Below are 23,666 nucleotides of genomic sequence, written 5' to 3' on the forward strand. Positions count from 1 at the left end.
CTAGGCTGTGCGTCGCATGGCCAATCAGGATTGGGTGTCGCGCCTGCTCTCCGGGCGCGCGTCGGTGGACAAGGGGCTCAACGTCCACCTCTCCGAGCGTGACGGCGGCAGCCTCCACGACAAGATGCGGCAGGCGTACTGGTGGATCACCAACAACGCCGTCATCTGCCCCTACTACGACATCGAGTTCGGCCACGCCGCCTCGCTCAAGAGCGCCACCGGCGACGAACTCCATCTCCCCGAGGACATGAGCTACAGCTCCTTCGTCCTCATCCCCCTGCTCACCCTCTTCACCTGCCGCCGAGCCCTCCTCATCGGCGGCCCCGGCCGCGGAAAAACCACCTCCGCCATCCTCATGGCCCTGCTGTCCGGCATGTCCCGCGAGGACATCCACCGCTCCATCCAGCGCGGCCACCCCCAGCTCTCCATCGCCGACCTGCTCGGCGCGCCCCTCCCCTCCGACATGCTCAAGGCGGAGGACCTCTCCGCCGTCAAGGTCAGCTGGCGCAAGTGGATCACCCAACGCGTCAAAATCATCGACGAGTACAACCGCATCCCCACCAAGACGCAGTCCGCCCTCCTCTCCCTCCTCGCCGAGGGCTACGCGGAGATGATGGACCAGTACGTCTACACCGGCCGCTCGTCCTGGTTCCTCACCGCCAATGACGACCAGGGCGGCGGCACCTTCCAGGTCATCGACGCCCTCAAGGACCGCATCGACGTCGTCGTCCGCGCCGTCCCCTTCAACTCGAACTTCATCGACACGCTCCTCCAGCGCATCGAAGCCGACAAGTCCCCCGAGGAGATGCTCCCCAAGGACATCGTCTTCACCCCCGGCGAGCTGGAGCGCGCCTACGCCTCCATCCTCGAAGTGGAAGTGCCGCGACACGTCCTCGAACGCATCGCCTTCTTCCTGGGCCAGCTCGACTTCTGCCGCATGGCCTCGCCCCGCTTCGAGTTCAAACACAAGGACACCCTCAAGCTCGCGGGACAGACGGTCGCCGCCGTGTGCAACGAGCAGTGCCCGCTCGACAAGAAGGTGCACCTCTGCACGCAGACGGAGAACGGCGTCAGCGTGCGCGCCTACCAGACCATCCTCCACTACGCGAAGGCCCTCGCCTTCTTCCGAGGCCACGGCACCGTGGAGCTGGAGGACTTCCGTCAAATCGCCCCGTGGGTGCTGCACGAGAAGCTGGTCCCCAACACCCGCAGCGCCTTCTTCGAGGTGCGCGGCAACAAGATGCTCCTCCAGGACCGCGTCGCCTGGATTCGGAACATGTTCGACATGGCCATGGGCCACTACGACAAGCACGAGCCCATCCGCCGCAAGGTCGGCGTGCTGCGCACCGAGCTGGACAAGGGCCTGTCCGGCATCGACCTGCGCACCACCGAGAAGCGCCTCACCACCGTCACCGCGTTGATGAACGAACTGCTCACCAAGCAGGAGCTGTCCGGCCCCGTCTACGAGGACCTCATCCACCTCAAGTCCATGTACAGCCGCTACCGGAACTACGCGACGTGGCTGAAGGAAAACCCGGGCGGCCAGCCATGAGCGGCTTCGCGGACGAACTGGAAGCCAGCGCCCGTGGCCGCTACGTGCGGTGGGACTCCGAGCTGTGGCGCGCCCTGCTCGAAGGACCCGCACGGAAGCTCGGAGAGTCCCTGTCCCAGACAGGCGCCTCCCCCGCCGACGCAGAGGAACTGCTGCGCGCATATCTGCGCCTGGGCGCCGAGGCCATCGGCCTGGGCTACCTGTACCCGGCGACCGCGGGCCGACAGAACCTCTTCACCCTCGCGTGGACGGACCTGGTCCCCCGCCTGCTCTCGGGTGTCCCCGAGTCCCAACGCGCCGGCGTGCTCGCGCAGCTGTGGAACGTGGGCGAAAACCTGGAGTCCGCTCCACCGTGGGTGCAGCGCATCTTCTATCGCGTGAGCCAGCGGCTCGGCTCGCTCACGGGCATCGAGGAGCGCCTGCGTGAAACCGCCGCGCTCGCCATGGAGCCTCCCGCGATGAAGCTCGGCGACAAGGCCCAGCCCTTCCTCGTGGACCTGTCCCGAGAGGACAGCCGCTTCCTGCCCGGACCCCTGCACTTCCTGGCGCCCACGGTGCTGTGCGTGCACGACCGCCACCGCCACGCCATCGCCGGACGTGAGGCCGCGGCACAGGGCCTGCTCCTGTCGGACACACCGATTCCCCTCGGCGCCATGGGTTGTCGCGAGACCCCCGAGGTGACGCTCCAGCAGAGCCCGCACCTGTCCACCGTCGCGTGGAGGGATGCGCGCGTGGACTCCTGGTTCGCCACCGTGACGAATGACTGGCGCGCCGCCGGCACGCTGGACACCTCGCAGCACGTCGTGGTGCTCGTGCCCGTATGAGCACGTCGCGCTTCACGCCAGAGCACATCGCGGGATGCTGGCGGGACGCGCTGGCGCTGTGGGACGTGCAGGTGCGGCTCAGCCCTCCGGAGCCTCACGTCCCCTTCCGTCCGGACGCGGACCACGCGAACGAGCCGCTCGCGTACATCGACCTCACGAAGCGTCAGGTCTTCGTCCACTTCGAGCTGCTGGAGTCCATGGGCGCGGCGGACAGCTTGATGGCGGTGCTCGCGCACGAAATCGGCCACCACGCGCGCTTCCCGCACACGCTGGGCTGGGACGCGGAGCTGCGCGTCATGGAGCAGCGGCTGCTCCCCGGCCTGAAGCAGTCCCTCACCAACCTCTTCTACGACCTCCAGGTGAACGAGTTCGTGGGCCGCACGCACCCGGAGGACCTGTGCCGGGTGTATCGCGGGTTCCAGCGCACGCAGGGCGGCGGCGAAGTCTCGCCGATGTTCTTCTTCTACCTGGCCATCTACGAGGAGCTGTGGGGACGCGAGCCTGGAGACCTGGTGCCTCGCGCTGCGATGGCGCCGATGGAAGAGCAGTTCCCTGGCCTGCGCGCGGAGGCTCGGATGTTCGCGCAGACCTTCTATGCGCTGCCGCACCCGCGCCTCCAGTTCCTCTACTTCTGCGCCACCTTCATCCGCTACCTCGGCAAGCTCGACGAGACGACGTACACCCTGCCGCTGGGTGACGACGTGTCGCTGCCGGACGTGGATGACTGGGACTCCGCGCTCCAGAGTGGTGGCAGGTGGGAAGACGCGCTGGAGGAAGCTCGCGCGAAGGGCTGGCTCGACGAGGCCCACGACACGAAGGCGCCCGACGCGCTGGACCACATCAACCGCGTCACCCAACACCTGCCCGGAACGGGCAGGGGAAAGCTGCGCCGCGCGCTGGTGGCCCGGCACTACCGACGGCTCGTCGATCAGCACCTGCTGAAGCTCCCCTCCGCGCCCTCGAAGCCGGAGCCGTACCTGCGCACCACGCCCGAGGCGTGGGAGTACGGCGATGACCCCTCCGCCATCGACTGGACCTTGACGGTGCTCACCCAGGGGCACCTCGCTGCGGTGTCGCCGCTGCGTCGCGAACTGGAGGCCGACGTGCCTCCCGCGTCCGAGCTCGGTGTGCCCTCGGTGGAGCTGTACCTGGACACCAGCGGCTCCATGCCGAACCCGGATGCGCAGCTCAACACGATGACGCTGGCCGCGCAGGTGCTGTCCGCCTCCGCGCTGCGCAAGCAGGCGAAGGTGCGCGGCATCATCTACTCGCACACCGACCCCAAGCTCTCCCCGTGGATGTACGACGAGGAGACGGCGCGCGAGTTCCTGCTGCACTACATCGGTGGGGGGACGATGTTCCCCTTCGACGTGCTGGGCACGCTGTCCAAGGAGCGGCCGGACGCGCTGCGCGTCATCATCTCCGACAGCGACTTCCTGTCGAACGTGGCGACGGACGAGCACATGAAGATGTTGGTGGAGGCGACGCGGCGCTCTCGCCTGCTCGTCGCGCTCCTCGCGCTGCCGGACGAGCACCGGGCGAGGCAGGCGCTGGCGCCCGCGCTGAAGGAGCGCAACTTCCGCCTGGTGGTGGTGAAATGGCTGTCGGACTTCGGCCCCGCCGCCGCGGCCTTGTCCCAGGCTTTGCTGGAGAAGTGATGGCCTTTGACGTCAAGAACATCCAGAAGCAGCTCACCGACGTGCCTCTCGTTTCGCCGTATCCGCACGAGCTCGCGGTGGCCATCATCTGCGACACCTTCCGCCTCGCGGGCGTGCGTCCTCCGTCGCGCGCGGACTGGGAGGACATGGAGCGCAGAGCGAAGACGCCAGCGCTCTGGCGGGAGCAGGTGGTGATGCTCGCGTACGTGCTGACGTCGTCCTCGCTGGGTGCGGACACGGCGGCGATGCTGAGGAAGAACGCGGACGCCGCCACCGTGATGCGGGGGTTCTTCGTGTGGGTGGAGCCCCTGACGGCGGAGATGGTGCGCTCCAACGCCTTCCGTCAGGAGGAGTTCCTGCGCAAGTGGGTGCACGCGGTGGACGGGCAGGTGAAGGACGAGTCATCCCGTGACACCTCCGCGCGGCTGAAGCAGCTCGACTACCGCGCCGCGCTGCAGGAGATGGAGCGGGCGGAGCAGGCCCGCCGCCAGGAAGCGGACAAGCGCGCCAAGGACCTCGCGGATGCGGCCCAGCGCGCCGCCGACGCTCGAGGATGGCGCGAGTGACGTTGGGGCTCCCCTCGGATGCACGCGTGGCTCCCCGCGCGAACATCCGCCGGGACACCGCCACCCAGCGTCCCCATGTCCCGTGGGCGGAGTCCATCGCCCGGGACCTGTCGCGCTTCGCCGTCCTCCCCGACGAGGCAGCGGCCCGCGCGGAGCTGGAGTCGCGACTGGAAGGGCTGCGCGCTGGCCTGCTGGCTTCTCCCTATTACACGCGGCGACTGCGGGACGCGGGGCTTCACCCTGGAGACCTCCGAACGCTCGCGGACCTGAGGCACTTCCCCACGCTGGAGCGAGGCACGCTGGCGCGACACTGGGATGAAGTGCCCACGCCGCTGTCTCGCGAGGACGAGAGCGTGGTGGTGAGAAGCTCCGGCTCCACGGGCGAGCCGGTGAAGGTGGTGAGAGACAGGCGCGACTGCCTGCACATGTGGGCGGTGCTGCGGTTCTGGCTGGAGCGCGCGCGGGCCGTGCTGCCGCCGCGTCCCCGTGTGGTGCTGCTGGATGCCCTGCCGGGTGGACTCGAGTACTCGGTGCGGCTGCCCATCCTCCAGGACGGCGCGCTGCACCGCATCTCCGTGCTGCGAGACAATGCACGCGAGCGGCTGAGCCGCGTACGTCCCGCCGTCATCTTCTCGGACCCGGAGGGACTGCGTTGGCTCTCCGAGCAGCGCGACCTCCCGCCGCCCGCGCTGCTGCTCACCTCCGCGCAGCACCTGCCCCAGGACACCCGGGACGCCCTGGCGCGCTCGGTGCCCGCGCCGCTGCTGAACTACTACGCAACGACGGAGATGGGGCCGCTCGCCTGGGAGTGCCTGGAAGGGCCGGGGCGCTTCCATGTCCTCGCGCCCGACGTGTGGCTGGAGCCAGGACTCGACGAGGTGGTGGTGACGCGGCTGCGTCCCAGCGTGCTGCCGCTCCTGCGCTATCTGCCGGGTGACTCGGGGACGGTGGACAGGGACGCGTGCGCGTGCGGCTTCCACGGCTGGACGCTGGAGCACTTCGGCGGTCGCGGCGCGTGCCACTTCACGACGCCTACGGGCCGGACGGTGGATGCGTGGGCGCTCGCCTGGGTGTTCAAGCACCACGCCCTGCGCGCCTTCCGGCTGACGCAGATGACACCCTCTTCCTTCGAGCTGGAGCTGGCCGGCGCGGACGCCTCCGAGGTAACGCCACTGTGTGAGCGACTCGTCGCCGCCCTGCGCAACCTCGGGTGGAGCGGGTCACCGCGACTGGACGTGCGGCACGTGAGCGCGGAGGACCTGGCCACCGGCACCAAGCCCCTGCCGTTCCGAAGCCGCGTCCGCGTTCCGTAGGGCCGGCTTCACTCGCGCGGCGCGGGCCCTGCCCCCAATGACAGACACCGCGCGACGGCCTGAATCGCGCAGCCGCACCACAGGTCATCCCTCCGGGGCAGACCCGCACGCGTCGTCTCGCACGACTCAGTCATCGCGTAACAGCCACCTCGGCGTGTCGGCACGAGGCCGCTTGGAATTGCGACAACCTGGCCGTCACCACATTCTCCAGGCATGCCCTCCTCGCTCGTTCGTCCCCTCGCCCGTCTCCTCCTCCCGAGCCTGCTGGGTCTGCTGGGCCTGCTCTCCGCGTGCACCAGGGTGTGTTCCCTGCCCGAGCCTGAACCCGTGCGCCACGGCCCGGACATCGATGCCACCGCCGTGCGCCTCATGACCGAGGCGAAGCTGCCCGGGCTCGCGCTGGCCATCATCGAGGAAGGCCAGGTCGTCGCCGTGAAGGCCTACGGCCTGCGCGACGTCGAGCAGGCCGCGCCCCTTCAGACCGACACCGTCATGTACGGCGCATCACTGACCAAGCTCGTCTTCGGCTACCTCGTCATGCAGCTCGTCGACGAGGGCGTGCTGGACCTGGACACGCCCATCGAGCGCTACCTCAAGAAGCCCCTGCCCGAGTTCAAGAAGTACGAGGACCTCGCGGCGGACCCGCGCTGGAAGCAGCTCACGCCGCGCATGCTGCTGAGCCACTCGCCCGGCTTCCCCAACTTCCGTTTCCTCAACCCGGACGGGAAGCTCGACTTCAAGTTCGACCCGGGCGCGCGCTACGCCTACTCCGGCGAGGGCATCAACCTGCTCCAGTTCGTCCTCGAGGACGCGGGCCTCGGACTCGACGCCGGCCAGGAGTTCCAGCGGCGCGTCTTCGACCGCTTCGGCATGCGCCGCACCAGCATGGTCTGGCGCGACGACTTCGCCCCCAACGTCACCACCGGCTACGACGAGCACGGCGTGGCCAAGGCCCACCACCAGCGCGGCAGCGTCCGCGCCGCCGGCTCCATGGACACCACCATCGAGGACTACGCGAAGTTCCTCGCCGGCCTCATGCGCGGAGAAGGCCTCTCCTCCAAGGCGCGCGCGGAGCTGCTCTCCCCGCAGCTCGCCATCCCCTGGGCCCACCAGTTCCCCACCCTCACCGAGGAGAAGGACCCGCGCAACCAGGCCATCGCCCTGTCCGCCGGACTGGGCATGGTGCTCTTCGATGACCGCTCCAGCCCCGCCTTCTTCAAGGGTGGCCACGACGAGCACACCGACAACTTCGTCCTCTGCCTGGAGCGCGGCGCGCGCTGCGTCGTCCTGCTCGCCAACAGCGTGAAGGGCCCCCACGTCTTCCCTCCACTCATCGAAGCCATCCTGGGCCCCACGGACATGCCCTGGCGCTGGGACTACAACCCGTATCCGCCGCCCACCGTGAAGTGACGCACCGGGCCGCGCTCACGCCAGCGCGGCCCCTGTCGAGGCGATGTAACCGTGTGCGCGTGTGCGCCGTAATGAAGCCACACCGCCCACTTGGAGGTACACGCCATGACCCCAAAGCTCTCTTCCGCCAGGCACACGCTTCACCTGCGGCAGGTCCAGAAGCAGCCGGCCACGCAGGAGCCCATCACCCTCCAGGGCGCCACGGGCAACGGTGGCTCCGCACCTCCGGGGAGCTTCATCGGCAATCCCATGCTGATGCGGGACCGCTTCGACATGGGCCCGAGCAACATGGGCGGCCCGAGCATGGGCATCGATGGTCACTGCTGCCCCACCCGAAAGTACAACAAGGGCATGTCCCAGGGCCCCGGCCTCCTGTCCCAGTCGGACTCGTTCAGCATGGGGAGGCCTCAGGACCGAGACTCGATGCGCATGCGTGACATGCTCGAAGCTCCAATGATTTGACGCCAACCCTCACACGGCGCCATTCACAAACAACACACCTGAAAGACTTCATCGTCAGCGTCAGGGAACACCGGGTCGGTGGTGCCCCGTCCCTCTCGGGGGAGCTGTCCACTCAACAAGTCGGAGCAAGAAGTCGCGCGTTGAACCGCCGAGCGTGCTCCTTCAATCACTTGCATCCGAGAAGAAGGCAGACGAGCGCCAAGTAGGACCATCATGCGCGGACCCCGCCTCGCGCCGGGAGCGTTTCGATTCCGGACGCTCGCGGTGCTCCCTCGCCGTGAGGAGGCCCCTCGCCTTGCCCACGCCCGTCTCGCATCTGGAAACCACCCGTCCGTCGGGGAGCACGCGCTCCCTGTCGGCTCCGCTCGAGCAGCGCCTCACGCCGGACCCCCGAAAGGCCTGGAGCTGGCTTCAGAAGTCCCGACTGGGCCGCTATGGCGTCGCCCTGCTCTTCTTCCTCTGCGCGCTGCTGCTCCAGATGGAGCTCGCGTCGCTGATGTCCACCAGCCCCTTCCTTTTCTTCTATGGCGCCGTCATGGTGGCCGGCTGGTGGGGAGGCTGGGGGCCCGCGCTCCTGGTGACGGCGCTGTCGCTGGTGGCCGTGGACCACGAGTTCCTCCCGCCGCGACTGACACTCCAGATGCGGTCCGCGGATGTGCTGTCCCTGGGCATCTTCACCCTGCTCGCCATCTTCATCACCAAGCTGAACGTGTCGCTCAGCCGGGCCATGGAGGAGCGTGCGGGGCTGCTGGAGAGCGAGCGCCAGGCCCGCGCCGCGTCCGAGGCCGCGAGGACTCGCCTGCACACCATCTTCATGCAGGCCCCCGCGCAGATTTTCTTCCTGCGCGGCGCCACGCACGACTTCGACTTCTCCAACGCGCGCAACAGCTCGCTCTTGAAGAGCCGGGACACCCTGGGCATGCCCTTCCAGGAGGGCGTGGTGAAGGTGGCGGAGCAGGACGCGCGCGACGTGCTGGACCGCGTCTTCGCCACGGGCGAGCCCTTCGTGGGCAACGCCGTGCCGCTGCGCTTCCTCCAGACGGACGGGATGGAGAAGGAGACCTTTCACAACCTCGTCTACCAGCCCACCCGTGACTCCCAGGGACAGGTGGACGGCATCGCGGGCTTCGGCTTCGACGTGACGGACCTGGTGCATGCACGCCAGCGCGCGGAGGCCCTGGCCATTGAGTTGCGCCAGGCCGAGTTCCGCACCCGCGTCCTCGCCGAGGTGAGCACGGTGCTCGCGTCCTCGCTCGACTACGAGGCGACGATGCGCAACCTGGCCAAGCTCGTGGTGCCGGCGCTCGCGGACTGGTGCTTCGTGGACCTGGCGCAACCCGATGGCAACTTCCGCCGGCTGGAGGTCGCCCACGCACGCCCCGAGGACGCCGCCACCGCCGCGGAGGTCCTCAACTTCCAGCTCATGCCGGAGGGCAACCCGCGCCACCCGCCCACCGCGGCGCTCCTGCGCGGCGAGGCCATCCTCCTGGAGGAGATGACGCCCGCGCACATCAAGCGCAGCGCCCACAACGAGAACCACGCCCGGGTGATGCTGGCCACCGGCCTGCGCTCCTTCATCGCCGTGCCGCTGGTGGTGCGCGGCCACACGCTGGGAGTCTTCAGCTTCTTCACCTCGTTCTCCAACCGCCGCTACACCCAGGCGGACCTCGCCTTCGGGCTGGAGCTGGCGTACCGCGCCGCGCTCTCCATGGAGAACGCGCGCCTGTACCGCGAGGCCCAGGAGGCCATCCGCCTGCGCGACGAGTTCCTCTCCATCGCAAGCCACGAGCTGAAGACGCCCCTCACCCCGCTGAGCCTCAAGCTCCAGGCGCTCGCGCGCGAGTTGGAGCGCCACCCCGACGCCATCCCCTACTCCGTGGTGAAGGGCTACGTGGACACGGGCGCCCGGCAGGTGAAGAAGCTGGCGGAGCTCGTGGGAGATTTGCTCGACGTGTCGCGCATCGCCGCGGGCAGGCTGGCCCTGGAGCTGGAGGACGTGGACCTGGGCGCGCTCATCCGCGAGGTGGTGGTGCGCTACGAGCCCCATGCGACCCGGGCCGGCTCCACGCTGGAGGTGGAGGGCGGTGAGTCGGGCCTCATCGGTCGATGGGACAGGCTCCGACTGGAGCAGGTCGTCACCAACCTCATCGACAACGCGGTGAAGTACGGCTCGGGCAAGCCCATCCAGCTGAGCCTGGAGCAGGGCCCCACCCGTGCGCGCTTGCGGGTGAGGGACCAGGGCATCGGGATTGCGCCCGAGCACCTGCCGCGCCTCTTCGGCCGCTTCGAGCGCGCCGTGTCGGAGCGGCACTATGGCGGCCTGGGCCTGGGCCTCTACATCACCCGGACGCTGGTGGAGGCCATGGGAGGGCGGGTGCGCGTGGAGAGCGAGCAGGGCCGCGGCTCCACCTTCACCGTCGATTTGCCTCGGGAGCGAACGCTTCCAGTTGACGTGTCGGTGGCCCAGCCACAGTAAAGGCTCCGCGCGAAAACGGACGCCATGTCGGCGGCCGGCGAAGGGGCTGTCGACATGGAGACACGGACTCTCGGAAAGCAGGGCCTGAAGGTGTCCGCCTTGGGCCTGGGCTGCATGGGGATGTCGGATTTCTACGCGGGGCGGGATGACGCCGAGTCGGAAGCCACGCTGCTGCACGCGCTGGACAAGGGCATCACCTTCTTCGACACGGCGGACATGTACGGCTCCGGAAGCAACGAGGAGTTGGTGGGCCGGGTGCTCAAGCCCCACCGCGCGAAGGTCGTCCTGGCCACCAAGTTCGGCATCGTCCGGGACCCGAACAACCCGCAGGCGCGCGGCATCAACGGCAGCCCCGAGTACGTGAAGCGCGCGTGCGAGGCCAGCCTGCGCCGGCTGGGCGTGGACGTCATCGACCTGTACTACCTGCACCGGCTGGACGCGTCGACGCCCATCGAGGACACGGTGGGGGCCATGGCGGACCTGGTGCGCGCGGGCAAGGTGCGGCACCTGGGGTTGTCGGAGGTGGACGCGGACACGCTGCGCCGGGCCTCCAAGGTGCACCCCATCGCCGCGCTCCAGAGTGAGTACTCGCTGTGGAGCCGCGAGCCGGAGGACGGGGTGCTCCAGGCCTGCCACGAGCTGGGCATCGGCTTCGTGCCGTACAGCCCGCTGGGGCGCGGCTTCCTGACGGGGCAAATCAAGCGCTACGAGGACCTGGCCGCGGACGACTACCGCCGCCACTCGCCGCGCTTCCAGGGGGAGAACTTCACGCGCAACCTGGAGCTGGTGGTGAAGGTGGAGCGGCTGGCGAAGGACAAGGGCTGCACGCCCGCGCAGCTCGCGCTCGCGTGGGTGATGGCGCGCGGCCAGGACGTGGTCCCCATCCCGGGAACCAAGCGGCGCAAGTACCTGGATGAGAACCTGGGCGCGCTCGACGTGAAGCTCACGGAGAAGGACCTGAAGGACATCGACCTCGTGGCGCCTCCGGGCGTCGCGGTGGGAGACCGCTACCCGGCGTCGATGCAGCGCGCGCTGTCGAAGTCCCGAGAGTAGCCTCGGGGGTCAGCCGTGGGCCCGTGGGAGCTGCGCGTGCGGCTGCCACGGGCCACTGGCGCCCAGGCAGTAGCGACAGGTGGCCAGCGGCGTGTCCCGCTCCAGGTGGCCAAGCATCCGCTCCAGCAGCTCCGGAGCGTCGAGGCGCACACCATCCACCTCGGCCAGCGCGGGCATCTCCGGGTGCGAGGGGCCCAGCACCGTGGCCACGTGAGGCGGACGGGTGCAGGTGTAGAAGTGGCCTCGGTGGACCAGGTGGCAGCGGACCTTGAGCCAGCAGCGCGCGTGGACGTCGCGGACCTCCGCGTCGGTGGCCAGGGGCGCGTCCGGGGTGAGCTGCTGGAAGGCGTCGATGTGCTTCACCGTGAGGAGGACATCGTGTCGCGCGCAGCGCTCGGTGATGCGGGCCAGGGACTTCTCTGGCAGCGGCGCGGAGGAGTAGACGGACAGGGTCATCCGGTCCAGGCGCTCGTAGACGGCGTCGGGCGCGCTCTGGGCGAGGAACCCGTTGGTGGTGACGGAGAGCTGCTCGGAGATGCCTGACGCGCGGACGGCGTCGAGCACGGCGGGGAGGTCCGGGTGGAGGAAGGGCTCGCCGCCGGTGAGCTTGAAGATGTTGGGCTTGAGCACGCGGGCGAGCCGGGTGAGGTCGGCGCCGAGCACGGCGGGCTCCACGGCCCAGGCGGGCAGGTGGGGCGACATGGGGCAACACTGCACGCAGCGCAGGTTGCAGTGGGTGACGACGTGCGTCTCCAGGGACCAGGTGAGGATTCGGCCGTCGTGCAGCTCGTAACGCACGGAGGGACTATAGCGGGGTTGCCGGGTGCCCCCGGGCCTTGCGACAGTCCCCGCGTGTCCGACGCTCCCGGCGACCCGAGCGGCCCGCTCGCCGCCCTGCCCTCCTACCAGCCGACAGCCGGACCCCGGACGGACGCTCCCGTGGAGTCGGTGTGGCGCCTGCTCCCGCTCCTGAGCGGTGAAGTCGTGGGCCTGGAGCCTGCATCCGTCACGGCGTTCCTGCGACACAGCCTGCCGTCGACCTGGAGCCTCTTTCGAGGGGTGAGCCGCGTGGCGCCGCTCCCGCCGCGAATCCGCCGCCAATCCTCACCGCGCTCCCCGGAAGAAGATGACGAGCCACGAGCACGGGCGCTCCTGGCCGCGTGCTCCGACGCTGTCGGTACCCGGGTGGCCTCGGGCGCGCTGGACGTGAGCCTGAGCGGCGGCGTGGACAGCGCCGTGCTGTGCACGCTGGCGGCGCGGCATGCACCGGGCCGGGTTCGCGCGTGGAGCATGGATGTCCACTTCGCCGACGCGGTCGAGCGACACAACGCGAGGACGGTGGCCCGGCTCGCGGGAGTGGAGCAGGTCGACGTTCCGATTCCGGATGCCCTCCTGCCGGACCTGTTCGAGCCCGCCGTCATCGCCAACGAGGGCGCCATCCTCAATGCACGGGCGGTGGCGAGCTTCGCGTTCTACGCGGAGGCGAAGCGGCTCGGAGCCTCGGTGATGCTGAGCGGAGCCGGCGCCGATGAGGTGTTGAGGGGCAATCCCCTGGCGCTCGCTTCGGCGCTCGCGCGCATCGAGGAAGACCGACGACTCGCACGGACGGTCCTACGCGCCGCTGTGGACAACTTGGGGAGGAGTCCAGACGAGGCCCGTGGCGAGCCCTGGTCCCAGGAGGACCGCCCGGAGCTCTCCGACGAGGCCCGTGGCGGGCCCTGGTCTCTCCAAGACACGGAGGCCTCCGCCGCGGTCCGTGGCGGGCCCTTGTCCCAGGAGGACGGCCCGGAGCTCTCCAACGCGGCCCGTGGCGGGCCCTGGTCTCCCGAAGACATGGAGGTCTCCGAGGAGGTCCGCTACGCGGAGTGGGTGCTGCGCGAGCTGGTACTTCCTCCCGAGCTGAGGGGCGCGCGGGCCCACGGACTCACGGTGCACACGCCGTATCTCGACTCCCGGTTCGCGGACGTGGCGCTCTCGCTGCCCGAGTCCTCGCTCGTCCGCGAGGGAGTCGGCAAGTGGCTCTTCCGCCACGCGGTGCGAGGACTCGTCCCCGACGAGGTCCGGCTCGCGCGCAAGACGCCGCGCTATGGGCACACGGCACTCTCAAGCCCCGTGCGTACCCGGTGGCTGGAGCTGTACCGCGCCTGGCTGTCGGCCTCGCGACTGGAGCCGCTGGCGGTCATCGACCCGAAGGCCGTGCTCACGCTCCTGGAGCGCTACACGCGAATGGAGCCCGAGGCTCCGGAGGCGGATGGCGTGGATCGCCTGTTGATGCGGCTGTGCTCCCTCGCCATGCTCCACGCGCACGCAGCACACGGCTCCCCATGTCCCGAATCCTGATTGCGACCTCGCCTGAGAAGGGCCACATCAACCCGATGATGGGCGTCGCGCAGTGGCTGCGCCGCCTGGGCCACACCGTGGGCTGGCTCTGCATCCCCGAGCCCGCGCCTCAGCTCGCGAAGCTCGGCGTGGAGGTGCTGCACCTGCCCCACTCGGCGAGGGATGCTCCCACCATTGAAACGGGCGGCGAGGCGCTGGCCCGGCTGGTGCGTGACGAGGTGGCCCTGGGGAAGTGGATTCGCGGCCTGTTGCTGGATGCGGTGCCCGCGCTCATCGAGCCCGTGCGCGAGGTGGTGCGTCGCTTCCGTCCGGACGTCATGGCGCTGGATGGGATGCAGTATGCGGCGGTGCTGGCCGCGCATCAGGAGCGGATACCGTGGGCCGGAGTGTCCTCCGCGCTCTCGCTGCTGGAGCCCATGGAGGACTACGGGCTGCGCCGCAACGTGCGCGCCCTGGCGAAGGAGCGCGCGGAGCTGTTCGCACGACATGGCTTCGTGGCGAGCTTCCGCAACTGCGAGGCCCTCTCGCCCCACCTCAACATCCTCTTCGCCACGGAGGCGTTCCTCGGACCGGAGGTGGACCTTCCTCCCGCCGGGCGACTGGTGGGCCCGTCGATTCCGCCCGAGCCTCGGGGAGACGAGGTGGATTTCCCGTGGGAGCGATTGGGTTCGAAGCCCGTGGTGTACGTGTCCTTCGGCAGTCAGATTTCATGGCAGCCCACGCTGTTCCGCACCATCGCGGAGGCCGCCGCGCCGCTGGGCGTCACGGTGGTGTTGAGCGCGGGTGAGCTGGCGGACACGGACTTCTCGCGCGCGTTGCCAGGGGACGTGGTGGCGGTGCCCTATACGCCGCAGCGGCAGCTCCTTCCGAGGGCGTCTGTCTTTGTCTCGCATGGAGGCGCCAACTCCGTGATGGAGGCGCTGACGGCGGGCGTGCCGCTGCTGCTGTTGCCAGTTTGCAATGACCAGCCCATCCAGGCGCACTTCCTCCGAGCCTCGGGGGCGGGACTCACGCGGGAGCTGGACACGTTGACGGTGGAGGACTGTCGCGCCGCGCTTCGCCAGCTCCTGGAGCCGGGAACGCCGTTGCGCGCGAAGGTGGCGGCCATCTCGGAGTCGTATCAATCCCGAGACGGCGCGAAGGATGCAGCGGAGCGAATCGCCGGGCTCGTCGCGTGAGTTCCGCGCCGCGAAGGTGGACGGCCCGTCGTTACCACGCGGAGAGAGTGACACCGCTGGAGGTGTGGAACCTCCCAGTGTTCGGACGCGAGTTGTGGGAGTTGATTGGCGCGCCGCGAGTGGAGGCCGACCGACGCGCGGGGGTGCCAGAGGACCAGCTCGCGGAGCAACTGTTTCCAGCGCTCACGAGCGCACTTGAACAATTGGTGCATCGGCATTCCGTGGATGCGGTGTGGTTGAGTGGAGGACTGGCCTGCCTGGAGGGTTTCGAGGTGGGGGTGGCGAAGGCCACTGCCGCGCTCGGGTGTCCAGTGTATGTCTCGGAGTCGCCGCGCTTCGCGCCCGCGTACGCGGGCTTCGCGCTTGTGGCGGCGCGAACGCCGCTGGTGCTCGACGTGGGCCAGACGAGCATCAAGTGCGCGCGCCCTGGAGTCCAACGTGTCTTCGAGCGGGACCTCCACACGCTGCCCCGCCTCTTCATCGGGATGCCTCGCCCCACGGATGGGCATCACATCGTCGCGGCGGTGCACTTCATCGCCAACGCGCTGCGGGCCTGTACACGAAACCTCGGTCACCTGGCCGTGGAAGGCGTGTGTCTCGCGCTTCCCTGTCCCCTGGATGAGGCTCTCGTTCCGGGAGGCTGCACGTATGGTTGGGAAGGGCATGCATCGCTCGTGACCGACATCCTGGAGGAAGCAGCCCTGCCGGGCGGCGGAGAGGTGCTCGTGCTCAACGACGCGGAGCTCGCGGCCGAGGCGGCGCGAGTGGAGCTCAGACGGCACAGGCATCGTCGCATCCTCTGCCTGACGCTGGGCTTCGGCCCTGGGGGGGCTCTGCTCACGCACTCCACATGACCCAGCAAGTAGGGAGCCCGTTCGGCGACCAAGACATGATAGCTTTCGCGGTCCATGCGAATCCCTCACGCGCTCTGGCTTTCGCTGTTCGCCGTGTCCTGGCTGGGTTGCTCCACTGTCAGCAAGCCGCCCAGTCAACAGGCCTGGGCAGGGGTGGAGCAGGAATGCGACGACCCTGGGGAAGACCAGTGCGTCACCCTCTTCTGCGTGGAAGACCTCTGCGGTTTCTACCCCTGCGAGGACACACCGGCAGAGGTCGAGCTGGCGCGCTTCCCTCCTTCGCGTCCTCCTGCGGCAGCAGCAGCGCCGGGCAGCGGCCCTCGGAGGAATTGGGGTGGCGCGCAGAAATTGCCGCCGGGCTCCATCATGACGTTCCCCAACTGGAACGGCGCTCCGACTGCAGTCATCCCTCCGTCCCGGCAACTCACGCCGGGGCGATGGGAAAAGCACCACATCTTCCCCCAGTCAAAGGACCTGGCGGAGTGGTTCGCGCGCCAGGAAGTGAAAATCCACGACTACACCATGCCCATTCCGCTTTCCGTTCATCGAAGGATTCATGACGGTTCCCCGCGTGGAGGGGCATGGAACGATGCGTGGCGGGACTACATGATGGCCAAGCCGTTCGCCTCTCCGGCAGAGATTTTCAGGCATGCAGGAGAGCTGATTCATCGCTTCGAGCTCATGGGCGGCCCGATCCAGCCCTACTATTCCCGGCCAGGAGCGTAGGCACGAATGAGTCGTTTCTATTGGGTCAACGAGGACAGGGCCGCCAGAACGAAGCACGGTGGCTACCTCGACGCGGCACACACGTGGGGCCTTCCCGGCATACGGTGTCACGCATGCGGAGCCACCTGGAGTGCCGTGGCGCACGACTTTCCCGCCATTGACCTCTCGCCGCTTCCGGAGAGCCGTGAGTTCCTCAAGCCGAGAGCCGAATCCTTCCCCGAGTTCGCGCGCCTGCGCGAGTTGGTCCGGCCCCTCCTGCCGCCCCACATCGAGCTGCCGCCTGGAACGAGCTTCGGTCCATTGAAGGGAAGCGCCGTTGGGGAGTTCGGGGCCATGGCATGGTTGGGCCCCAGACTTCTTCTGCGCCATGACGCACTGGAGAGTCTGCAAACAAAAGGAGTGCGCGGCCTGCTGGGCTGTCGCACGGAGCTGCGGTTCCGGAAGAAGAACGCGCCGGAGCTGCTGGAGCTCCAGATTGAGCCGCGAGGGCGCTTTCATCCGGACTGCATTCCCTCGGATGTTCCCCCGCCGTGCACGACCTGTGGCCGGCACGGCTTCGGGCGCCCCGACGAACCCATCCTGGACGCAGCGTCACTCCCTCAGGAACTCGACCTCTTCCGCGTGGGGAACTTCGCCACGATGATCATCGGCACCGAGCAGTTCATGGACGCCGTGCATCGACTCGGGCTCGTCGGCATGACCTTCCGCGAGCTGCCGACACGCTGACCCATTCCAGTCCGAACCGCGGCAACGTGGGGCAGTGGCTGAACACGCCGGGCTCCCCAAGAGCGGCGTGTGCGCTGCGGAGCCGGACGGGCGGCGCGCGTGAAATTGCGCAAGAAAAGGCCCTCGGGTGTCTCCTCGCCATGAACGGGGAAGGGAAGCATCCGGATGCGCCCTGAGCTGCTGGGCGGAGGACTGTGTCTGCTGGGGGCGCTCCTGGCCTGTGGGCCTGGCGTCGATGAACGGGACTCGCCCGACGGAGACACCTACGAGGAGGAGGGGGTGCTTCGGAAACCCCTGCGAGTCGACGTCGAGGTCCTGGACCCCGAGAGCGCGGATCTCCACTTCCGGGTCTGGGGCATCGACTTCACCCCCTCCATGAATGTGCATGTCATCGGGGTGGGACTGACGACCGAGTTCGTGAGCAAGACGCAGCTTCACGCCCGATTGAACCCCCTCCTGGTGAAGGACATGCCGGAGTTCCCGGTCGAGGTGCGCGTGGAGCCGGGCGACTATGTCTACATGTCGGGCGCCAGGTCCCCCTCCGTCACCGCCTCCATGCCAGTCCCGGAGCTGCACTCGCTCACGCCCGACGTGCTCGAGGCCAACCCCACGGCCCCCATTCGCATCGCCGTGCTCGGAAAGAACCTGGTCCATGGCACCCAGGCGGTCTTCCGGGGCATCTGGTATCCCGTCACCTTGTCGAGCACGCGCCTGGGCGAGCTGTGGTTACCTCCCGAGGCCCTGACCCCCACGTCGGGCAAGCAGTCGCTGTACCTGGAAGTCCCCCGCCCTCGCCTCCTCGACACGCCCGCCCTGTCGTTGACCGTGACGGCTTCGCCCCCTGTGGCATCCCCCTGACCTCGAGAGGAATCATCCGGATGCGACCAGACGTGACACGAGGGTGGTTGTGTCTGCTGTGGGTCCTCTGCTGTGCCTGTGGGCCAGGCCTCCAGAGCCACCCGGCACCTGTCGAGGAACCTGACGCGGGCTCCCCTCCCGCGGAGGTGGAGCTGCCCTTCGTCACCCTGGGAGAGGTGGAGGTGGAGGCGGCGAACGTGGAGGGCTCCGAGTTGAGCATGCAGGTGCTCGGCGTCGACTTCGCCCGGTTCAGTGCCGTGTTCCTGAACGACCAGCGCCTGACGACCCAGTTCGTGAGCAGCACGGAGCTGCGAGCCGTGGTTCCGACCTGGCAGCTCGTGGCCGCGACGGACCTCTTCTTCGACGTGCGGGTTTCCCGAGGCGACCCCGAGTACAGGGGCGGCGCCCGGTCCGCTCGCATCCCGTTCACCGTGCCCGCGCCCGAGCTGACCTCCGTGACTCCAGACTCCCTGCCCTCCGAGCCCGAGGACGCCGTTCAAGTCACCGTGACGGGGAAGAACCTCGTGCGTGGAAGCCAGGCCATCTTCCGCGACACGTCCTATCCGTTGACGCTGACCAGCTCCCGTGAAGGGAGCTTCCTGCTTCCACCGTCGGCCCTGAAGCCCCTGGCGACACAAGACCAGCTCGTCATCCAGGTCTCGCGCCCGCGCACAGCCACCACGCAGCCCCTACCCTTGACGGTGACCAGCCCCACTCCGGAAATCATGGGCGTGTGGCCTTCCTCGCTGAACGCCACCGACCTGCACCATGGCAACGCGGGCAGCGCCACCTTCGAGCGCATCATCGTCAGCGGGCGGCAGGTGCGCTCCACCACGGTGGTGAAGTGGGATGGCATTCCGCTGCCCACCGAGACGTATGACGGCAAGAACCGGGTCTGGGCGCAAATCCCTCTCATGGGTCGGGTCCAAGCCGGCACCGTCCAGGTGACGCTGGAGACACCCGGCGTCCATGGAGGAAGCGAGTCCTCCAACCATCCTCTTCGAGTGAAGTCGGAGCCCGTGCTGCATGACGTGTCCCCGGCCTGGGTGCTCGCGGGCTCGGAGGAGGTCAGGTTCAAGCTCAAAGGCGAAGGACTGGGGCTCTACGCGCAGCAGGTCGTCCACTGGGGCGGCCACCGCCTGGAGCACTCCTTCGGTCCGGACTTCGAGGGGGTCTGGACGTTCATCGTCCCCGCCGCCCTGCTGACCCAGGCCGGAACCCTCCCCGTGACGGTGACACGCACCTTCGATGGGGCCGTGTCCTCGCCCCTCTTCGTCCAGGTGTTCGCCCAGGCCCCCGCGCCCATCGCCCACTCGCTGCTGCCCTCCGTGCTGTCCGTCGGCGATGCGCCAGGACTCCTCTACGTCCACGGTGCTGGCTTCACGTCCCAGTCCGTCATCCTGCTGGACGGACAGGAGCGCACCACCCGTCTTCACGACCCGTCGAAGGTGTCCACCGAACTCCAGGCCGCGGACCTGTCCACGAAGGGGGTGCGCACCGTCACCGTGAGCACGCCCGCGCCCGGAGGCGGCACCACCCTGCCCCTGCTGCTCGCGGTGCATGCGGAGCGGCCCATGCCCATCATCAACCGGGTCTCGGGCAACGACGGGGCTTCCCATGCCCTCGCCGGCGGGGGCGTCCTGCGTCTGCTCGTCGAGGGACAGGGCTTCGGCCCCTCCTCGGTCGTCCGGTGGAATGGCCAACCGCTGCCAGCCCAGTGGACATGCTGGACCTCGGGCGGCTGCACGGCGGGCCCTGGTGAGCTGACGCGCCTGTGGGTGGATGTTCCCGCCGACCAGGTGGCGCAACCCGGCGTCAGCCGCGTGACGGTGTTCAACCCAGGCCCCGGAGGTGGCGAGAGCCCGGAGCAGTTCTTCGTCCTCACCGCGGCGGGACAGCCCACTGTCTCCCTGAGCCCTTCGGTGGTGGATGTGGGCACGCGCGACGAATTCTATCGCGAGGTCACCGTCTGGACGCGTGTCACGGGGACGCTCACCCAGGCCTCGGCCCTCTTCGTGAATGACGTGGAGCGTGAGTTCGACGGCCCTTCGGGCCTGCTCTTGAGCGAGGCGGAGGTCGCGACCCCGCGGGTCCACGAGATACGGACCTTCACCGTGGGCTCCGGATTGAGTGCTCCCGCCTATCTGAGAGTCCAGGGCGCCCTCCCACCGCAGCTTCGCGGGATGGCACCGGGGGTCGTCTCCCAGGGAGAGTGGGCCGCCTCGGAGGAACGACACTTCTCCCTGACGGGAGAGAACTTCTTCTGGCCCCGCGGCGACTTGCAGCGCGTCTCCGGCACCACCCTGGACTGGGATGACCAGCCACGGCCTTTCGGCAGGATTCCGCAGCTGGGGCTGGAGGGCACGAAGTTGGCGCACGTGGGAGTCCGCACACTGAAGGTGTCTCGTGTCGCGGAAGGCGGTGGAGTGTCACTGCCCGCGCTGCTCAACGTGGTCTCCGAACGACCCGTGCCGATGTTGACCGCCGTGGAGCCCATGAGCGCCCTCAAGGGTGCGCCCGCGTTGACGCTCCGAATCAAGGGGAAGGGCATCCACTCCGCCACGGTGCTGCGCTGGAAGGAGTTCCGTTCGAGCCTCAAGGCCGTGTACGTCTTGGACAACGAGCCGACGCACTACGAGGCGACCCTCCCCGCTGAAGCCCTGGCGACAGCTGGAGGGGTGGACGTCACGCTGGAGACGCCCGAGCCCGGTGGCGGTGTCTCGCTCCCGCTCCACGTCGTCGTCGAGAAGTAGCCCGGGAGCTCCCCGAAAGGAGGGGCCACCTGCCTGAACGGGCAGGTGCACACCCTGCCTGGTTCGCCGATGTGGCGCGCCTTCGAGGCTTTTACCTTCCGCCTCGAAAGGAACACGCCATGTCCACCGACTTTCTTCCCGCCCTCTCCCAGTCTCTCGCCTCCCTCGTCGAGCGGGCCTCGCCGAGCGTCGTCCGCGTGGACGCTCGACGACGGCGCGGCGCCACCGGTGTCGTCTGGAGCGCCGAGGGCCACATCGTCACCACCAGCCACGCCGTCGAGCACGAGGGCCCCGTGCAAGTAGGCCTGTCCGACGGCGGCACCGTGGCCGCCGAGCTCATCGGCCGCGATGCCAGCACGGACGTGGCGCTGCTCAAAATCGACGCGGCGAAGCTCTCCCCGCTCGCGCTCGCGCCCTTGGACGCCGTGAAGGTGGGCAACCTCGTCGTCACGGTGGCGCGGCCGGGACGCACGGCGCGCGCCACGCTCGGCATGGTGAGCACACATGGAGAGGGCTGGCGCACCCACGCGGGCGGGCGCGTGGACCGTTATCTCGAGACGGACGCGGACCTGCCGCCGGGCTTCTCTGGAGGCGCGCTGGTGGACGTGGAGGGGCGCTTCGTCGGGCTGCTCACCGCGGCGTTCTCACGCACCGCGGCCGTCGTCATTCCGCATGACACGCTGACGCGGGTGACGGCGTCGCTGCGCGAGCACGGAGGCATCCGGCGCGGCTACCTGGGCGTGGGGGCGTATCCCGTGAAGCTGCCCCAGCACCAGTGGGCGGCGGCGGGCGCGGAGGCGGGGCTCATCTTCCTCTCCGTGGACCCGGACGGGCCCGCGCACCGGGCCGGACTGTTGCTCGGGGACGTGCTGGTGAGCCTGGGAGGCCAGGCGCTGCACGGCGTGGAGGACCTGCTCGGCTACCTGGGCGACGAGAAGGTGGGCACCTCCGTGCCGGCGCGCGTGCTGCGAGCCGGCGAGGTGCGTGAAGTGCCCATCACCATCGGCAAGCGTTCGTGAGGAGAGGGGTGACGCGATGAAGTTGCTGCAACAGTTCTCGGACGACCTGGAGACGCTCGTGTCGCGCGCCTCGCCCGCGGTGGTGGGCGTGGAGCACGCCAGGGGCCACGGCACCGGTCTCTTCCTCACGCCGGACGGCTATGTCCTCACCAACCGCCACGTCGTCATGCGGGGCTCTCGCAAGCTGACGGTGCAGCTGTCCAACGGCGAGGAGCTGCGCGGCTCGCTGGTGGGCGGGGACGCGCCCACGGACCTCGCGGTGGTGCGAGCGGAGGGCGGCGACTTCCCCACGCTGCCCCTGGCCGCGCCGGAGACGGTGCGCGTGGGGCAGTTGGTGATGGCGATTGGCAATCCCTTCCGGCTGGAGCAGTCGGTGGCGCTCGGGGTCGTGAGCGCCGTCAATCGCAGCGTCACGCTGCCTGACGGCGTCATCCTGGAGGGCATGCTCCAGACAGACGCGGCCATCAACCCGGGCAACTCCGGCGGGCCGCTCATCAACACGCGAGGCGAGGTGGTGGGGCTCAACACGCTGGTGCTGCCGTACGCGCAGGGCATCGGCTTCGCGGTGAGCGCCACCACGGCGGCGTGGGTGGCCAGCCTGCTCATCCAGCGGGGGAAGGTGGAGCGGCGCTTCCTCGGCATCGCGGCGGTGGCGGTGGACCTGACGCCGGAGCATGCCCGCGACACGGGGCAGCCCCGCGCGGTGCGAATCCTCCGGGTGCAGGACGGGACGCCCGCGGACGACGCGGGGCTCCAGCCGGAGGACCTGCTCTTGGCCATCAACCGTCGCGCCGTGGGCAGCGTGGATGACCTCCAGCGGCTGATGGCCCTGGCCACCGATGAAGAGGTGTCGCTGGACGTGTTGCGCAAGGGACGGCGCAAGCAGGTCTCCGCGCGCACGCGCCCCCGCATCGAGCCCGTGGCGGCGTGAGCGGGACGTGGCTCCGGGTGCATGCGGCCCGGAGCCACGGACGCGCTGTCATTTCGACCCGGGCCCACAAGAGCCCGTGACGGAGTGACAGTCGCCCGTGAGACGCGCGGCGAGACTCCACTCCGGAGACCAGGCAGGCACGCGGCTTGAAGAGTCACGAGCCGCCATGAATGAAACGCTTCCACGCCGCACGCTGCGCCACTCGCTCCGACAGGTCCTTCCCCTCCTGCTGCTTTTCTTGGCGGGGGTGGCGGCCTTCGTGCTGCCACTCTTCTTCTGGATAGTGCTCTCCGAATGTTGGGGCGAGTCGAGACACAGTCGGGCCGAGCTCGACTTGAAGAACATCAAGAGCGCCGTGCGCCTCTACCAGCGCAAGACGGGCCAGTTGCCCACGCATGCCGAAGGGCTCCAACTCCTCGTGGACCATGGGGTACTCGATGAACTGCCCCTCGACCCTTGGGTCAACCCCTACCAGTACACGCTTCGCGGTGCGTGGGTGGAGTTGCGCAGCCTGGGCTCCGACGGCGTGGGTGGTGGCGAGGGCAACGACCAGGATATCGAGCTCACGTTTCCCGTGAGCCCGCCCCCGGAGGACTCGCCCCGTCCCTAGACGCGAGCCGAGCCACCTTGCTCCGGTCTGTCGTCCAGCAGGAGCCGATCCTCGAAGCACCACACCCACGTCTCACCCGGCTCGAACGACTGGATGACGGGGTGCTTCGTCTGATGGAAGTGCTTCGTCGCGTGCTTGTGCTGCGACGAGTCGCAGCACCCGACGTGACCGCACTCCAGGCAGCGCCGGAGGTGGACCCACTGGGCCCCCATCTTCAGACACTCCTCGCAGCCGTCGGTCCTCGCCTCGGGGTTCCCCGCCTGCTTGATGTGCTTGCACTCGGTCGCCATCGTTCGCCTCCCTGATAACCCGTCGCCCGCGGACAGGGTGTGCACGAAGGCCCCGCGCATCCACATG

21 protein-coding genes are annotated in these 23,666 nt (G+C 68.9%); 19 read left to right on the top strand and 2 right to left on the bottom strand.

Annotated features, from left to right (window positions below):
* The first annotated feature begins 16 nt into the window (after nt 1–16).
* The 9 genes from HUA76_RS05250 to HUA76_RS05290 all read left to right on the top strand — a co-directional run bounded on the left by HUA76_RS05250 (nt 17) and on the right by HUA76_RS05290 (nt 11,314).
* The gene (locus HUA76_RS05250) at nt 17–1,552 is read left to right on the top strand and encodes a MoxR family ATPase (protein WP_174457098.1); all 1,536 of its coding nucleotides are present in this window, start codon (nt 17–19) and stop codon (nt 1,550–1,552) included.
* On the top strand, nt 1,549–2,376 hold the full coding sequence (locus tag HUA76_RS05255) for a hypothetical protein (protein WP_174460152.1): 828 nt from the start codon (nt 1,549–1,551) through the stop codon (nt 2,374–2,376). The genes HUA76_RS05250 and HUA76_RS05255 overlap by 4 nt, the downstream gene beginning before the upstream one ends.
* Entirely contained in the window at nt 2,373–4,034 is a 1,662-nt protein-coding gene (locus HUA76_RS05260; protein WP_174457100.1) for a M48 family metalloprotease, read from the top strand. Before HUA76_RS05255 ends, HUA76_RS05260 begins: the two co-directional genes overlap by 4 nt.
* Nucleotides 4,034–4,600: a hypothetical protein gene (locus tag HUA76_RS05265; RefSeq protein WP_141641145.1), complete on the top strand. Its 567-nt coding sequence runs from the start codon at nt 4,034–4,036 to the stop codon at nt 4,598–4,600. Before HUA76_RS05260 ends, HUA76_RS05265 begins: the two co-directional genes overlap by 1 nt.
* On the top strand, nt 4,588–5,913 hold the full coding sequence (locus HUA76_RS05270) for a coenzyme synthetase (RefSeq protein WP_174460153.1): 1,326 nt from the start codon (nt 4,588–4,590) through the stop codon (nt 5,911–5,913). Before HUA76_RS05265 ends, HUA76_RS05270 begins: the two co-directional genes overlap by 13 nt.
* 213 nt (nt 5,914–6,126) lie before the next feature.
* Nucleotides 6,127–7,323 carry a serine hydrolase gene (locus HUA76_RS05275; RefSeq protein ID WP_174460154.1) on the top strand — a complete coding sequence of 399 codons (1,197 nt, stop codon included), beginning with the start codon at nt 6,127–6,129 and terminating at the stop codon, nt 7,321–7,323.
* 105 nt (nt 7,324–7,428) lie between these two features.
* Nucleotides 7,429–7,785: a hypothetical protein gene (locus HUA76_RS05280; RefSeq protein WP_174459067.1), complete on the top strand. Its 357-nt coding sequence runs from the start codon at nt 7,429–7,431 to the stop codon at nt 7,783–7,785.
* 295 nt (nt 7,786–8,080) lie between these two features.
* Nucleotides 8,081–10,261 (top strand): ATP-binding protein, encoded by a 2,181-nt coding sequence (locus tag HUA76_RS05285; RefSeq protein ID WP_217439227.1) that lies wholly within the window; start codon nt 8,081–8,083, stop codon nt 10,259–10,261.
* Between the two features lie 54 nt (nt 10,262–10,315).
* Nucleotides 10,316–11,314 (top strand): aldo/keto reductase, encoded by a 999-nt coding sequence (locus HUA76_RS05290; RefSeq protein WP_141641140.1) that lies wholly within the window; start codon nt 10,316–10,318, stop codon nt 11,312–11,314.
* Nucleotides 11,315–11,323: 9 nt separating this feature from the next.
* On the opposite strand, the gene HUA76_RS05295 is transcribed toward HUA76_RS05290, so the two are convergent.
* Nucleotides 11,324–12,112, bottom strand: a complete 789-nt coding sequence (locus tag HUA76_RS05295; protein WP_141641139.1) for a radical SAM protein — start codon at nt 12,110–12,112, stop codon at nt 11,324–11,326.
* Nucleotides 12,113–12,166: 54 nt separating this feature from the next.
* Between HUA76_RS05295 and HUA76_RS05300 the strand changes: the two genes are divergently transcribed.
* The 10 genes from HUA76_RS05300 (at nt 12,167) to HUA76_RS05345 (ending at nt 23,309) form a co-directional block, all read left to right on the top strand.
* Entirely contained in the window at nt 12,167–13,654 is a 1,488-nt protein-coding gene (locus tag HUA76_RS05300) for an asparagine synthase-related protein (protein WP_371823425.1), read from the top strand.
* On the top strand, nt 13,639–14,832 hold the full coding sequence (locus HUA76_RS05305; RefSeq protein WP_174460156.1) for a glycosyltransferase: 1,194 nt from the start codon (nt 13,639–13,641) through the stop codon (nt 14,830–14,832). The genes HUA76_RS05300 and HUA76_RS05305 overlap by 16 nt, the downstream gene beginning before the upstream one ends.
* Nucleotides 14,833–14,879: 47 nt before the next feature.
* Entirely contained in the window at nt 14,880–15,686 is an 807-nt protein-coding gene (locus tag HUA76_RS05310) for an ROK family protein (RefSeq protein WP_371823426.1), read from the top strand.
* A 54-nt stretch (nt 15,687–15,740) separates the two neighbouring features.
* Entirely contained in the window at nt 15,741–16,412 is a 672-nt protein-coding gene (locus tag HUA76_RS05315; RefSeq protein ID WP_174460158.1) for a TIGR02269 family lipoprotein, read from the top strand.
* A gap of 6 nt (nt 16,413–16,418) precedes the next feature.
* Nucleotides 16,419–17,138 (top strand): double-CXXCG motif protein, encoded by a 720-nt coding sequence (locus HUA76_RS05320; RefSeq protein WP_174460159.1) that lies wholly within the window; start codon nt 16,419–16,421, stop codon nt 17,136–17,138.
* Between the two features lie 165 nt (nt 17,139–17,303).
* Complete coding sequence (locus HUA76_RS05325; RefSeq protein ID WP_174460160.1) at nt 17,304–17,996, top strand: hypothetical protein; 693 nt, start codon at nt 17,304–17,306, stop codon at nt 17,994–17,996.
* Nucleotides 17,997–18,016: 20 nt separating this feature from the next.
* Complete coding sequence (locus HUA76_RS05330; protein WP_174460161.1) at nt 18,017–20,749, top strand: hypothetical protein; 2,733 nt, start codon at nt 18,017–18,019, stop codon at nt 20,747–20,749.
* Nucleotides 20,750–20,868: 119 nt separating this feature from the next.
* Nucleotides 20,869–21,768 (top strand): S1C family serine protease, encoded by a 900-nt coding sequence (locus HUA76_RS05335; protein ID WP_174460162.1) that lies wholly within the window; start codon nt 20,869–20,871, stop codon nt 21,766–21,768.
* A 16-nt stretch (nt 21,769–21,784) separates the two neighbouring features.
* A complete protein-coding gene (locus tag HUA76_RS05340) occupies nt 21,785–22,699 on the top strand; it encodes a S1C family serine protease (protein ID WP_174460163.1) in 915 nt (304 codons plus the stop codon).
* Nucleotides 22,700–22,865: 166 nt separating this feature from the next.
* The gene (locus HUA76_RS05345; protein ID WP_174460164.1) at nt 22,866–23,309 is read left to right on the top strand and encodes a type II secretion system protein GspG; all 444 of its coding nucleotides are present in this window, start codon (nt 22,866–22,868) and stop codon (nt 23,307–23,309) included.
* Here HUA76_RS05345 and HUA76_RS05350 read toward each other — a convergent pair.
* Nucleotides 23,306–23,599 carry a UBP-type zinc finger domain-containing protein gene (locus HUA76_RS05350; RefSeq protein WP_174460165.1) on the bottom strand — a complete coding sequence of 98 codons (294 nt, stop codon included), beginning with the start codon at nt 23,597–23,599 and terminating at the stop codon, nt 23,306–23,308. The genes HUA76_RS05345 and HUA76_RS05350 overlap by 4 nt on opposite strands.
* Nucleotides 23,600–23,666 lie beyond the last annotated feature (67 nt).

The organism is Myxococcus sp. CA056 (assembly GCF_013336715.1).
Lineage (GTDB): Bacteria > Myxococcota > Myxococcia > Myxococcales > Myxococcaceae > Myxococcus > Myxococcus llanfairpwllgwyngyllgogerychwyrndrobwllllantysiliogogogochensis.